Origin of the sequence: Pseudonocardia sp. TRM90224, from assembly GCF_021245725.1 — a bacterium.
Taxonomy (GTDB): domain Bacteria; phylum Actinomycetota; class Actinomycetes; order Mycobacteriales; family Pseudonocardiaceae; genus Pseudonocardia.
This window is the reverse complement of the sequence record NZ_JAJGSX010000001.1, coordinates 394,735-408,209: the sequence shown is the minus strand read 5'-3', so window position 1 is coordinate 408,209 and position 13,475 is coordinate 394,735. Positions and strand designations below refer to the sequence as shown.

The following is a 13,475-nucleotide window of genomic DNA, read 5'->3' as shown; positions in this document are numbered from 1 at the left end:
CACAGGGCACGACCTGTGTGACGCCACCATCCGATGTGTGAGGTGCGCTTTCTACGCCAGGTCGCGGCGGGCCATGACCGCCTGGCCTGCGGTGAGCGTGACCGCTGCCCAGGCCAGCAGGACGAGTGCGCCGGCCCAGATCGGCGCCACGGTGATGTCGACCGCGCGGTTGCCGGCGATGGCGTCGGCTGCCCCGCTCGGCAGCCAATTGCCGCTCGCGGGGATTGCGGTCATGAGCACGTTCTCGACGAAAAAGAGCCAGGCTATCGCGACGATGATCGTCACCGTCGGGTTCCGGATCAGCGCGGCCAGCCCCACCCCGAGCACCCCGAACAGCGGGGCGGACGCCGCCGCGGACACCAGCACGCCGCCGACCTCGGGATCCAAGATGTTGATCTCGAAGCCGAGGGAGGCGAGCCACGGCACGGCGATGGCGAGGTTGACGGCGGCCGCGATCACCGCCAGCACGACTCCCGTCACCGCGGCCGCCACGGCCTTCGCGGCGATGACCCGCCGGCGCTGTGCGGTGGTCAGGAAGGTGGCGGTGGCGGTGCCGTGGCGGAACTCGTTCGTCACGATCTGGGCGCCGTAGAACATCGCCAGCACGGTGGCGGTGAACACAGCCCCGTACATGCTGGCGCGGATCCCCGGCTCGCCCGTCTCCAGCGGACCGCCGGCCGAAGTCGCATAGCCCACGAAGGATGCGGTGGTCGCCGCGGAGACGAGCACGGGTACGATGGCGATCCACCAGACGTCCCGGCTGCTGCGCACCTTGAGCAGTTCGGCGCGGACGAGCGACATCATCGGAGTGCTCCGTTCTGGGAAGCCGGGGCGGCGGTGGTCAGTTCGAGGAAGGTGCGTTCGAGCTCGGCCGGGCCGCCCAGCTCGGTGATGGAGCTCTGCAGCACCGAGCGGCCGTCGGCGACGATCACGACGTCGTCGACCGATTGCGCGATCTCCGCGAGCTGGTGGCTGGAGACGAGCACCGTGCCGCCGACGTCGACGAACGAGCGCATGAAGCCGCGCAGCCAGGCGACGCCGTGCGGGTCGAGCCCGTTCGTCGGCTCGTCGAGCACGAGCAGGTTCGGCTCCCCGAGCAGCGCTGCGGCGAGCGCGAGCCGCTGGCGCATGCCGAGCGAGAAGCCTCCGACGCGGCGGTGTGCGGCGTCGGTGAGCTCGACGAGGGCCAGCACCTCGTCGACGCGGGACGGTCGGATGTCCGCGGCGAGCGCGAGCACCCGCAGGTGGTCGCGGGCTCGACGCCCGGGATGGAACCGGATCGTGTCGAGCACGACGCCGATCTCGTGGGTCGGATGCTGGATCTCTGCGTAGCGGCGCCCGGCGAACGTGGCCGTGCCGGACGTCGGGGCGACGAGCCCGAGCAGCGCGCGCAGCGTCGTCGTCTTGCCCGCGCCGTTCGGGCCGAGGAACCCGGTGATCGCCCCGCGGCGCACCACGAAGCTCAGGTCCCGCACCGCGTGCACTGTGCCGAACGACTTGGTGAGCCCGGCGACCTCGATCGCTGTCATCTGGTGAACCTCCTGGTCGGCCGCGTGGTGCGGCCCGACAAGCTTGGGTTCGGGACCGGTGCCGGTGCATCGGTGCCGCGACCGGTTCTGCGCTCTGCCGCGCGGCAGACCGGACGAGGCCGCGGGTGTGCCCTCCGGCAGAGCCACCTGAAGAATGGATCTCATGACGATCCGCGTGGTGCTCACCGACGACCAGGCCATGGTCCGGGCCGGGTTCCGGATGATCCTGGAGGCGGCGGGGGACATCAAGGTCGTCGGCGAGGCCGAGAACGGGCAGCTGGGGGTCGACGTCGCCGCGCGGCTGGAGCCGGATGTCGTGCTGATGGACGTCCAAATGCCGGTGATGGATGGTCTCGAAGCGACCCGGCGGATCGTCATGCCCGACGGGAGCGGCAGCCGGGTCGTCATCCTCACGACGTTCGAGGAGGACGAGTACGTGTTCGCGGCCCTGCAGGCGGGCGCGAGCGGGTTCCTGCTGAAGAACGCCCCGCCGGAGGAGCTGATCCAGGCCGTGCGGGTCGTCGCGGCCGGCGACGCGCTGCTCGCCCCCTCGGTGACCAAGCGGATCATCCAGGACTACTCGCGTCGCGCCCTCGCGCCCGCCCGCCGCAGCACGGAGCTGCAGCGGCTCAGCGAGCGGGAGCGCGAGGTGCTCCGGCTGCTCGCCACCGGTGTGAGCAACGCCGAGCTGGCCGCACTGCTCCACATCGGGGAAGGCACCGTCAAGACGCACGTATCGAGCGTGCTCAGCAAGCTGGGCCTGCGCGACCGCGTGCAGGCGGTCGTCTTCGCGTACGAGAACGGTGTCGTGGCGCCGGGCAGCTGAGGGCGCCACCTCTCTCGGGACACGGGGAGGGCAGGAAAGCCACTTTCAGGCCCTGTGAGGGCAGGAAAGTGGCTTTCCTGCCCTCGCGGGCGGAACGCACACATCCGGTTCCCCGACGCCCCTGGCCGCGACGAGCGGCAGGCACCCTCTGCCGCACGGCAGAGAACCGAACCCGTCGTGAAGGCGATGACCCGCAGGTCTCCTCCCAGCACTGTGAAGCGGTCCGGATCGACCGCATCCGCAGGGGGAAACGATGACCATCCGCCGCACCATCGCCGCCGTCGCCGTTCTGGTGGGGGTCGGCGCGCTCACGGCTTGTTCCGGCGCGACAGAGCCACCGGGTCCACGGGCCGCGCCGCAACCGCCGCCCGCGGCGCTGGTCGGCTTCTACGGCCAGCAGCTCGAGTGGCGCCCCTGCGGGACCGATCTCGATTGCACGACCATGACCGTGCCGCTGGACTACGCCGCACCCGAGGGGCGTACCGCCCAGATCGCGGTGAACCGCCGGAAGGCGACCGACCCGGCCCGCCGCATGGGCTCGCTCGTCATCAACCCCGGCGGCCCCGGCGGCTCCGGGACCGACTTCGTCGCGAAAACCGCGCCGGCCATCGGTGGCGAGCTGGGCAGCCGGTTCGACATCGTCGGCTTCGACCCGCGCGGCGTCGGCGCGAGCACCCCATCCGTGCGCTGCTTCACCGACGCCGAACGCGACGCGCATCGGGCAACCGAACCGGACCTCGCCGCGATGGCGGCGAGCTGCGCGGCCCGCAACGACGCCGTGGTGCTGGCCAACATCGGCACCCGGGACGTCGCCCGCGACCTGGACGTCCTGCGAGCCACCCTGGGCGACGAGCAGCTGACCTTCCTCGGCTTCTCCTACGGCACCAGCATCGGCACCGTCTATGCCGAGCAGTTCCCCGGCAACGTGCGCGCGCTCGTGCTGGACGGGGCGATCGACCCCAGCCGGTCGCGGGCCGACAGCCTGACGGCGCAAGGCAGCACGTTCAGCCGCGTTGCGGACGAATTCGCCGTCGAGTGCGTCGAAGCGCCGGCGTGTCCGCTGGGCACCGACGCCGCCGGCGCGGCGACCGAGCTCGAGAACCTCCTCGCACCGCTGGAGGACAAGCCGGCACCGACCACGACGGGGGGCCGGACACTGTCGGGCATCGACGCTGGCACGGCCCTCAAGGCAGCGATGTACAACCGTGACGAGTGGCCCGACCTGCGTGCGGCGCTCACCGACCTGCGTGCCGGCGACGGCACGGGGATGCTCGTGCTGGCCGATGCCTACGAGGGCCGGGCCGCCGACGGGACCTACGACAACGGGAAGGACCTCTTCCTCGCCGTCGACTGCGTCGACTACCCACGACCGGCCGCGGACTCCCCCGAGGCGGAGTCCGACGTGTGCGCGCACTGGTCGGTGCCCAACACCTCGGCCCCGCACGAGCCGCAGGTGGATGGCATCCCGCAGGTGCTCGTCGTCTCGACGACCGGCGACCCGGCCACCCCGTATCGCGAGGGCGTCACGCTGGCCAAGCAGCTCGGCGCGCGCCTGCTGACCGTGGAGGGCGAGCAGCACACGGCCACGCTGAGCGGCTCGGCGTGCGTCGACGACGTCGCCACCCGTTACCTCGTCGAGCTGGCCGTCCCGGCGAAGGGCGCCACCTGCGAGCTCGGTGAACCGGTGAGCTGAGGCTCGTCGGAGTTCGTGGGGAGCTCGGCGTGCACCCGGAAGCCGCCCTCGGCGAGCGGACCGGCCTCCAGCTGACCGCCGTGCAACGCCACCCGCTCGCGCATGCCGACGAGGCCGTAGCCGACCCCCGGGGGGTCGGCTCGGCCGGCACCTTCGTCGATGACGGTGACGGCGACGCTCTCGGGCCGGTGGTCGAGCACGACGTGCACCGCCGCGCCGCCGGCGTGCTTGACCGCGTTCGTCAGCGCCTCCTGCACGATCCGGTACACCGAGATGTCCACCGTGCGGGGCACGGCACGCGGCTCGCCGACGATGATCAGATCGGCTTGCCTGATCCGCTCGACCAGCTCGTCGACCTGCGCGATACCCGGCTGCGGCAACGGCTCGGCCGGTTCGTCGCGACGGCGCAGGTGGCCGAGCATCGCGTACAGCTCGGTCACCGCGTGCCGGCTCGACGACTCGATCGCCGCCAGCTCCCGGACGGCGCTCGCGGGGTTGGTGTCGAGGTCGCGCCGGGCCGCGGCGGCGTGGATGCCCATCATGCCGACGTGGTGCGCGACGACGTCGTGCAGCTCGCGCGCGATCCGCACCTGCTCCTCGAACACGGTCCGCCGCGCGTTGTCGGCCCGTTCGGCGCGCAGCTGCGCCTCCCGCAGCTCCAGCTCGGCGTGGCGACGCCGGGCGGTGCGCATCGTCGCTCCCAGCCACACCGGCGCCAGCACGAGCAGCATGAGGAAGACCGTGACGAAGCTGTCCTGACCGTCCTCCCGGAACGAGAGCACGAACGGCGTGAGCATGAGCGCCACGTAGCCGGCGACGATGAACAGGTGCCACCGCCGGCGGGCGTGCGCAACCGCGGTGTAGATCACGAGCATCGCGGTGGCCGCCACCAGCAGGTAGCTGCTCGTGAGCACCGAAGGGACGAGCACCACCTGGAGGACCGTGAGCGGGAAGCGGCGGCGCCACACCAGTGGAACCGTGCTGCAGAGCAGGGCGAGGCTCCGGCCCCAGAGGGGCAGTTCGAAACCGAAGTCCTCGGCCGGTCCCGGCGTGAGGTAGCCGACCGCGAACAGCGCTGCGGCGAACGATGCATCGCGGATCATCGGACGGGCCATGAGCGCGTTCCGCAGCGCCCTTACCCGCAGCGCCCTTACCCGCAGCCCCCTTACCCGCAGGGCCCTCACCCGCGCGCGCCCTCGAACGGGAAGGCCGCCAGCACTTCGAAGCCTCCGGCCGGCCGGGGGCCGACCCGCAGGTGCCCACCGTGCAGCGCGACCCGTTCCTGCATACCGACGAGCCCGTGCCCACCCATCCCTGCTCGTTTCGACGTCCTACCGCGACCGCTGTCGACCACGACGATCTCCAGCTCGTCCGGGCGGTGTCGCACGAGCACCCGTGCGGTGCTGCCACCGGAGTGCTTGACCACGTTCGTCAGCGCCTCCTGCACCACCCGGAACGCGGAGACCTCGACGGACCGGGGTACCGGGACCGGGGTCCCCTCGACGTCCAGACTGGCCCGACGCATCGAGGCGACGAGCGTCGGCAGCTGGTCGAGGCCCGGTTGCCGGGCGGCGTCCGCCGGCTCGCCCGCCCTGCGGAGGTAGGCGAGCAGCTGGCGCAGCTCGGCCATCGCACGGTGGCTCGACTGCTCGATGCCCGTCAGCACCTCCGCCGCTTGATCTGGCCGGGAGCCCAGCACCAGCCGCGCCGCGCCCGCCTGCACACCCATCACGCTGACGTGGTGCGCGACGACGTCGTGCAGCTCGCGGGCGATCCGCACCCGTTCCTCGAACACGGCCCGCCGTGCGGTATCGGCGCGTTCGGCCTGCAGCTGTTCCACGCGGAGCTTGATCGCGTCGTGCTGTCGTCGCATCCAGCGGAGGGTGTAGCCGAGTGGGACGGGCAACGCGAGCAGCACGAGACCAGCCGCGACCCATTGCGTGTCCTCCGTGCCCAGCGAGCCGTACACGACCTCGGGCGCGGCCAGCGCGATGTAGGCGGCCGCCGCGATCACGGGCCACCGGCGGCCCCCATGGGTGGCGACGGAGTAGAGGACGACGGATGCGGCCGTGTACTGGACGAACTGCGGCCAGTGCAAGTTGTATGGGACCAGGTCGACCAGCTGGACAGCCGCCACGACGGTGGCCACCGTGCACGGGTACCGCCGCCGCCAGATCAGCGGGACCGTCAGCCCCACGACCCCGAACGCGACCACGAACCAGTTCGGCTCATCGCCGCCGGCGATGGCCCGAGGCACCGTCTCCGCCAGCTCACCCAGGGCTGCGACGACGAGTACGCCGGCCAGCAGCCCGTCCCCGCGCCTGGTGTCCCGCCGGAACCACTCGACCACCCGCACGGGCGAATGGTGGCAGCCGGGCCTTTCACGGTCGTTACACGAAGCAGGAGGAAACCCTTACCCCCGGACGAGACTTTCAGGGCTTGTGGGCAACCACGCCGTAGACCGAGATGTCCGCGTCGGGGACGTCGGCGAACTCGCTGTTCGATTCGGGGCGCCAGCGGTGGACGACCACGATGCCGGGCTCGACCACGTCGAGCCCGGTGAGGAACAGGTCGGCGATCTCGGCCTTGCCGCGCAGGTACGTCCGCACCCCGCCGCCCGCGTAGCCCGCGGCGGCGTTGTCGATGGTCTCCGGGTCCAGCTCGCGGGTGATGTTGGTGAGCGCGATGAGGCTGCCGGACGGGATCGCCTCCAGGAGCGTCCGCACCAGCCGGAGTGCCGTGTCGTCGTCGAGGAAGTGCAGCAGGCCGATCACCGAGACCGAGAGCGGCTGGGCGAAGTCGAAGAGCGCCCGGGCCGGTGCCGACGCCACGATCGACGCGGGGTCCCGCGCGTCGCCCCTCAAGAACTCCGTGCGCCCGCGCGGGTCGCTGACCAGCAGCGCTGCCGCGTGCGCCAGCACGATCGGGTCGTTGTCGACGTACAGCACCCGCGCCTGCGGGGTGATGCCCTGCACGATCTCGTGCAGGTTGGGCCGGGTCGGGATGCCGGTGCCGATGTCGAGGAACTGCTGGATGCCGCCGTCGGCCGCGAACCGCGCCGCGCGGTGCATGAACGCCCGGTTCGACCGCACGGCGAGCCGGACCGCGGGCCACGCCTTCGCGGCGGCGTCGCCGATCACCCGGTCCGCTTCGTAGTTGTCCTTCCCGCCCATCAGGTAGTCGTACGCCCGGGCGCTGTGCGCCCTGTCGGTCATCAGATCGATCGAGCCGCCGGGCTGGTCGGGTGGGGACGCCATGCGCGTCACACTACTGAGTGATCTACGCGGGTCCGGTCCGCTCGAACGTGAGGTCGTAGTCCTTCCGCCACGTGCCCCCCGCATCCTCCGACGCCTCCCAGCGGCCGCGGATCCGGTCGGGCTCGACATCGGCGATGAAACGCTGGTGGAAGTCCGGATCCTCGCGGACCATCGTCCAGCGCGCGCCGTCGAAGGTCATGGCGAACAGCCGGCAGACGCCACGGTCGTCCTGGTAGAGGGCGTGGAAGCGGTCGTTCGAGTCGCTGCGCCCGAGCACGAGGCTCATCTCGGAATGCACGTGCTGGCCGTCGCCGAACTCGGCCCGCACGCTCAGGAACGACTCCCCGAGCCACCCGATCGTCGCCCTCCCCGGCACCTCCGTGCCCGGCGGCTCGAGGAACCAGGCGTCGGAGATCGTTGTCGTCCACTCGCCGACGAGCCCGGCGAGTTCGGTCATCTCGGCGTTACGCATCGCTTCCTCCGGGCGGACGGGACGGACGGACGTAGGCACGGCACGCTACCGAGCGCGGCAGCCCGGTGTGGTTGGCTCCGATCGTGGATCTCGCCGGATTCTGGACGCTGGTCGGCGACGCCCGTGATCGCAGCGGCGGTCCGGCGGACGCCGACGCCGTCGCGAGCACCATGTCCGATTTGCTGGCGGCCCGCCCTCCGGAGGAGATCGTCGCTGCTGAGCGGATCCGGATGGAGCTGATGGCCGGCTCGTACAGGCGGCCGCTGTGGGAGGCGGCGTACCTGATCAACGGAGGGTGCTCGGACGACGGTTTCGAGTACTTCCGCGGTTGGTTGATCATGCAGGGTCGAGCGGTCTTCGAGCGTGCTGTCGCCGATCCGGACTCGCTCGCCGAGCTGGCGATCGTCCGTTCTGCGGCGGCGGACGGGGACGAGCTGGAGTGCGAAGAAGCGCTGGGCGTCGCCGTGGATGCGTTCGAGGCCGCGACCGGCGAGCAGCTGCCCGAAGGTGCGCCCACGGTGCTCTACCCGGAGCTGGAGCCCGAGTGGAGCGCCGAGGACGGCGATCTTCCGGAGGTCGAGCGGCGGCTGCCGCGACTGAGCCGCCTCCACCTGGACTGATCAACCCTCGGCAGCGCCGGCCGACAAGAGCGTCGCCGCCAGCTCACGGCTGCGGACCCGCAGCTCCGGCGGTTCGAGCACCTCGAAAGCGTGCCCGAGCAGCAGGATGTGGATCAGCACGACGTCGAGGCCGTGGTCGGCGCCGCTGAGCACCTCGCACCGATCGGCGCCGCGAGGTCGCACCACCGCCGCCGACGCCGAGATCTGCGCGCCGACCGTCTCGGCCGGCGCGTGGACGAGGAAGCGCGCCTGGTGCGAGTAGACCCGGCTCGCCACGCCCTCCTGCACGTACGCCGCCGCGTCGGGGGCGGGGCGCGGGCGGAAACGCCAGGTCCGGGCCGCGACGTCGGTCATCCGGTCGACGCGGAAGCTGCGCCAGCCGTCGCGGTCGAGGTCGTAGGCGAAGAGGTACCAGCGCCGGTCGGATGCGACGAGGCGGTAGGGCTCGACGTGTCGACGTCGCACCTCGCCCCGCGACGGGTACGCGAAGCCGGCCTCGACCTCGTCGCGGCAGGCCCTGGCCAGCGTCATCAGGACGTCGGGGTCGACCGGGGTCCGCCCGCGGCCGAACGACTCCACCGAGCCGGTGAGCGCGCGCACCTCGTGCCGCAGCCGCGCGGGCAGCACCTGGTCGAGCTTCGTCAGGGCCCGCAGCGACGCGTCGCCGGCTCCGGTGACCGCGTTGCCGGCGCCGGCCAGCAACGACACCGCGGTGGCGATCGCCTCCTCGTCGTCGAGCAGCAGCGGCGGGAGGTCCTGGCCCTGGCCCAGCTGGTAGCCACCGCCGACCCCCTGGCTCGCGTGCACCTGGTAGCCGAGGGTGCGCAACCGCTCGACGTCGCGCCGCACCGTCCGCGGGGTGATACCGAGCCGCGCGGCGAGCTCGGGGCCGGTCCACACCTGGCGCTGCTGCAGCAGCCCGAGCAGCGTCAGCACCCGCTCCGTGGTGCTCGCCCCGAGGTCCACCACCCAAAAATAGCGGACCGATCCTGTCCGCTAGGCGTGCCAGAGTTCAGGCATGGACGGGAACGGACTCGACTGGAACCGGATACTGCGCGACCAATGGGAGTGGCACTGGACCCATCAGGTCCGCGCCCGGCTCGAAGGACTCACCGACGAGGAGTACTTCTGGTCGCCGGTGCCCGATCCGTGGAACGTGCGACCACTCGGCAGCTCACCCACGCCCATGGCTGCCGGTGGCGGCGACTTCACGATCGACTTCGCCTACCCCGAGCCGACGCCCACGCCGTTCACGACGATCGCGTGGCGGCTCGGGCACGTCATCGTCGGCGTGCTCGCGGTGCGCAACGCAACGCACTTCGCGGCGCCCGCGGCCTCGTACGACACCTGGGAGTACGCAGGCACGGCCGCCACCGCCCTCGACCAGCTCGACGCGCAGATCGACACCTGGCTGGCCGGGGTGCGCGGTCTCGGCGAGGACGGCCTGCGGGTGCCCTTGGGCGACAAGGAGCCCTATCCCGAGCTGCCGATGGCCGACCTGGTGCAGCACATCCACCGCGAGCTGATCCACCACACGTCCGAGATCTGCCTGCTGCGCGACCTCTACCTGCACACGAACGCCCGCAGGGGCGCCTGACGGCGGCCCTGCCCTACCGCGACCCCGAGGAGATCCGAGGCGCCGGGGTGCGATCCGCACGGCGAGGGCAGCAAAGCCACTTTCCGGCCCTCACAGGGCAGGAAAGTGGCTTTCCTGCCCTCCCCAGCTGCCAGGGCGAGCGCATCTGGCGCTCGCTGACCCGCGGGCGGCGGGCGGGACGCGGGCGGGCCGGGTGGGGGCGCCTTCCCCGGCCGAGCGTCACCCCGTCACCCCGTGACGTCGTGGTCCGTCCAGTTCGGGGCCGTCATCCCGTGCAGGTTGCGGTACGCCGCCGGCTGCGGCGAGGTCCAGCCCGCCAAGAAGGCGGCGGCCGGCCGGTAGATCTCGACGCCGATGGGGTGGCAGACGTCGATGGGGTCGCGTGCGTCCGGCCCCCACAGCGGCACCGACAGGTCGCCGCCCGGGCAGGTGGAGAGCGCGCAGAGCAGGTCGATCTCGGCGAACAGCTCGAAGTGATCGCCCGGCCTGGCCGGGCACGTCTTCATGAAGTACTGGTCGTCGTCGTTGAGGCCGGTGCACTGGAAGACGTTGAGGACGTCGTGCACGTCGAACTCCGTGAGGCCGTGGGGGAGCACGGCGCGCACGAGGTTGGAGTGGCAGTGGAAGTCGAAGTCCTCGCCGGTGAGCATGCGGTTGACGTACGGGTCGCAGCGCGTGCCGAGCAGGTCGTGCACGCGGCCGCCGTCGCCGTCGATGCCGTAGTCGGCGAGCGTGTCGGACGTGACGGTGGCGAGCGGCCGCAGGAACGGCAGCGTCGACCAGAGCCGGTCGAAGGTGCTGACGTGCGCGCGTTGCAGCTGGCGCGTCCGCGATGCCCACAGGCGTTCGCGGGGGTTGTGCCGGTTCCAGATGTTGAGGTCGCCGACCTGCGGGCCCTCGACCGTGACCAGGCGGAACAGGTGCCCGGCCGGCACCGTCCAGGCCCGGCCGGAGCGGATCGGGATCTCGAACCGCTCGACCAGCACGTGCTCTTCGTGGCTGTCTGCGAGACGGCTGTAGAACGCGCGGTCGACGTCGAGCGGGCTGCCCGCGGTCGCTCGATAGGCGCTGGCGACTGAGCCCACGCTCAGACCTCCTTCGGTTGTGACGGCTGTTGCGACGTTCGGCGCCGCCGGCTGCGTCGGTCGGCGGTGTGTGCGCGGACGACGTCGAGCACGGCGGTCTCGGACTCGTCGAGGTACTGCCGCAGCAGCGCGGCGGCGTGCTGGCGTTCGCCGCGCAGCAGCAGGTCGCAGATCTCGCGGTCGCGCGGGATCCACGGGGTCTGCCAGCGCGCTTCGTCGTGCATGGTGGCGAAGGCCAGCCGCAGCTGGGCGAGGGTGCTGGCGAAGAAGCGGTCGATGCTGGCGCTGCCCAGCAGTGCCACGAGCGCTTGGTGGAAGCGCAGGCTGGCGGTTCCGACCCGGCCCCACTCCCGTCCGGCCACCGCGGCGTGCGCGGCGGCGACGCAGCGGTCGAGCTCGTCGAGGCCGTCCTGTGGGGCGAGCGCGCTCTGGTCGACGGCGCTGATCTCCAGCACGCGGCGCACGCGGTAGATCTCGTTGACGTCGGCGGGGGAGAGCGCGCGGACGACGACCCCCTTGTGCATCTGGTACTCGACGAGCCCGTCGTGTTCGAGCAGCCGCAGCGCCGCACGCAGGGTGTGGCGGGATACCCCCAGCTCGGTGGCCAGCACGGCGTCGCGCAGCGGTGTGCCAGGGGCCAGCCGGCCTTCGGTGATGTCCTCGCGCAGCGTGGCGGCCACTCGCTCGCCGGTCGGCGCTTCCGTTCCCACGGCGGCAGTGTAGCCGGATCGTCACACGATCCACCTCGACTGATGCTGAATCAGTCAGCGATTGACACAAATCATTCCACAATCCTAGGCTGCGCCGCACGATCCGGACGACGGGAGAGCAGTCATGCCACTGCGCGCGCTCGGCCTCGCTCTCGCCGTGCTCCTGCTCGCGGCGTGCGGGGCGCCGGCATCGGCGGCGACAACCGTCACACCCGGGGTGCTGACGATCGGCGACGACCTGACCTACCCGCCGTACGGCTACCTCGAGGCCGGGGAGCCCGCCGGTTTCGACCCGGAGCTGGGACGGGCGTTGGCGGCGCGGATGGGTCTGCGGGCCCAGGTCGCCGATACGCGGTTCGAGCAGCTGATCGCGGGGGCGAAGGCCGGCCGGTTCGACGTGATCATGTCCGCGCTGTACGTCACGGCGGAGCGGGCGAAAGAGGTCGATTACCTCCCGTACTTCACCACCGGCAACGCGATCGTGGCGCGATCGGACGCCGGATCGCGTCCGGCCCGGGCCGACGACCTGTGCGGTCTGCGGGCCGCGGTGATCAAGGGCGGGAAGATCGTCCAGGAGCTGGCCGGCCCGGTGTCGGAGGGATGCACCGGGGCCGGCCGCGCACCGGTCGACGTGCGCGAGTTCACCTCCGACCCGGAGGGCAGCCAGGCGCTGCTCTCCGGCCAGGTGGACGTCCAGCTGACCGACGCGGCGGTGGCGAAGGCGGCGGTCGACGCCGCCGGCAGCCGGTTGGCGATCAGCAGCAGCACGTTGATCGCGCCGGCGGTGGTGGGGATCGCTGTCGCGAAGGGCAACACCGCGCTGTACACGGCGGTGGAGTCGGCGTTGCGCGACCTGCAGGCGTCGGGCGAGTACACGGCGATGCTGGCCCGCTACAACCTGGCCCCGGTGGACGATGCGTTGCTGGCCCAGGTGCTGCCCGGCGGCGCGGGCCCGGCCGCGAGCTCGGCGACCGTGTCGTTCGACTGGGCCTACACGCTGGGGCTCTTCGCGAACCCCGAGCTGTGGCGCGCGAGCGGGCTGGTCGTCGTCCTGGCCGTGCTGGCCTGGGTGATCGCGGTTGTGCTCGGGATGGGCGTGGCGCTGATGCAGCGGGCGTCCGCACCGGTGCCGAGGGCGGTCGCGGGCGCCTACGTGTGGTTCTTCCGCAGCCTCCCGCTGCTGGTCCTGCTGATCTTCGTCTACAACGCGCCGCAGGTGATGCCGGAGCTGCGCCCGCTGCTGGCGAGCCCGTTCGTCGCGGGCCTGGTGGCGCTGGTGCTGAGCGAGACGGCGTACATGGCGGAGATCCACCGCGGCGGGCTGCTGTCGGTCGAGTCGGGACAGGGTGAGGCGGCGCAGGCGCTGGGGATGCCGTACGCGGGGGTGCAGCGGCACGTCGTGATCCCGCAGGCGTTCCGCGTCGCGCTGCCCGCCCTGGGCAACCAGTTCGTGACGATCCTGAAGCTGACCTCCCTGGTCAGCGCGATCTCGCTGGCGGAGATCCTGCTGGTCGGGCAGCGGCTCTACACGCAGAACTTCAAGGTGCTGGAGACGCTGCTCGGGGTGGCGCTGTACTACGTCGCGCTGGTGACGGTGTTCGACCGGCTGCGGGTGCTGCTGGAGCGGCGGCTGGACGTGCGCCGGCGCCGCACCGGTCTCGTCGAGCGGGTTCCGGCCGAGCCCGC

General features: G+C 71.8%; 13 protein-coding genes and 1 pseudogene. 5 read left to right on the top strand and 9 right to left on the bottom strand.

Annotated elements, in window-relative coordinates:
* Positions 1-51: 51 nt before the first annotated feature.
* A complete protein-coding gene (locus LL648_RS01740; RefSeq protein WP_232660570.1) occupies positions 52-804 on the bottom strand; it encodes an ABC transporter permease in 753 nt (250 codons plus the stop codon).
* A complete protein-coding gene (locus LL648_RS01735) occupies positions 801-1,529 on the bottom strand; it encodes an ATP-binding cassette domain-containing protein (RefSeq protein ID WP_374111959.1) in 729 nt (242 codons plus the stop codon). The genes LL648_RS01740 and LL648_RS01735 overlap by 4 nt, the downstream gene beginning before the upstream one ends.
* A gap of 163 nt (positions 1,530-1,692) precedes the next feature.
* On the opposite strand from LL648_RS01735, the gene LL648_RS01730 reads away from it, so the two are divergent.
* Positions 1,693-2,355 carry a response regulator gene (locus tag LL648_RS01730; RefSeq protein WP_232660569.1) on the top strand — a complete coding sequence of 221 codons (663 nt, stop codon included), beginning with the start codon at positions 1,693-1,695 and terminating at the stop codon, positions 2,353-2,355.
* A gap of 253 nt (positions 2,356-2,608) precedes the next feature.
* The gene (locus tag LL648_RS01725; protein WP_232660568.1) at positions 2,609-4,048 is read left to right on the top strand and encodes an alpha/beta hydrolase; all 1,440 of its coding nucleotides are present in this window, start codon (positions 2,609-2,611) and stop codon (positions 4,046-4,048) included.
* Here LL648_RS01725 and LL648_RS01720 read toward each other — a convergent pair.
* From LL648_RS01720 to LL648_RS01705, 4 genes are all read right to left on the bottom strand, one after another.
* Positions 3,982-5,163: a sensor histidine kinase gene (locus LL648_RS01720; RefSeq protein ID WP_441344297.1), complete on the bottom strand. Its 1,182-nt coding sequence runs from the start codon at positions 5,161-5,163 to the stop codon at positions 3,982-3,984. The two genes, LL648_RS01725 and LL648_RS01720, sit on opposite strands and share 67 nt — an antisense overlap.
* A gap of 65 nt (positions 5,164-5,228) precedes the next feature.
* Complete coding sequence (locus LL648_RS44955) at positions 5,229-6,404, bottom strand: sensor histidine kinase (RefSeq protein WP_232660566.1); 1,176 nt, start codon at positions 6,402-6,404, stop codon at positions 5,229-5,231.
* A 76-nt stretch (positions 6,405-6,480) separates the two neighbouring features.
* Positions 6,481-7,305 carry an SAM-dependent methyltransferase gene (locus tag LL648_RS01710; RefSeq protein WP_232660565.1) on the bottom strand — a complete coding sequence of 275 codons (825 nt, stop codon included), beginning with the start codon at positions 7,303-7,305 and terminating at the stop codon, positions 6,481-6,483.
* Positions 7,306-7,327: 22 nt separating this feature from the next.
* A complete protein-coding gene (locus LL648_RS01705; RefSeq protein WP_232660564.1) occupies positions 7,328-7,777 on the bottom strand; it encodes a hypothetical protein in 450 nt (149 codons plus the stop codon).
* Between the two features lie 83 nt (positions 7,778-7,860).
* Here LL648_RS01705 and LL648_RS01700 point away from each other — a divergent pair, with 83 nt between their 5' ends.
* Positions 7,861-8,397, top strand: coding sequence for a DUF4240 domain-containing protein (locus LL648_RS01700; protein ID WP_232660563.1), 537 nt, complete (start codon positions 7,861-7,863; stop codon positions 8,395-8,397).
* On the opposite strand, the gene LL648_RS01695 is transcribed toward LL648_RS01700, so the two are convergent.
* On the bottom strand, positions 8,398-9,363 hold the full coding sequence (locus LL648_RS01695) for a helix-turn-helix transcriptional regulator (protein WP_232660562.1): 966 nt from the start codon (positions 9,361-9,363) through the stop codon (positions 8,398-8,400).
* 52 nt (positions 9,364-9,415) lie between these two features.
* Here LL648_RS01695 and LL648_RS01690 point away from each other — a divergent pair, with 52 nt between their 5' ends.
* Entirely contained in the window at positions 9,416-9,994 is a 579-nt protein-coding gene (locus LL648_RS01690; RefSeq protein WP_232660561.1) for a DinB family protein, read from the top strand.
* A gap of 227 nt (positions 9,995-10,221) precedes the next feature.
* Here the strand turns inward: LL648_RS01690 and LL648_RS01685 are convergent, their stop codons facing one another.
* Both LL648_RS01685 and LL648_RS01680 read right to left on the bottom strand, forming a co-directional pair.
* The gene (locus tag LL648_RS01685; RefSeq protein WP_232660560.1) at positions 10,222-11,079 is read right to left on the bottom strand and encodes an urea carboxylase-associated family protein; all 858 of its coding nucleotides are present in this window, start codon (positions 11,077-11,079) and stop codon (positions 10,222-10,224) included.
* Positions 11,080-11,081: 2 nt separating this feature from the next.
* A complete protein-coding gene (locus LL648_RS01680) occupies positions 11,082-11,789 on the bottom strand; it encodes a GntR family transcriptional regulator (protein WP_232660559.1) in 708 nt (235 codons plus the stop codon).
* A 124-nt stretch (positions 11,790-11,913) separates the two neighbouring features.
* On the opposite strand from LL648_RS01680, the pseudogene LL648_RS01675 reads away from it, so the two are divergent.
* Positions 11,914-13,413: pseudogene (locus LL648_RS01675) on the top strand (ABC transporter permease subunit); the annotation flags it as partial.
* Positions 13,414-13,475 lie beyond the last annotated feature (62 nt).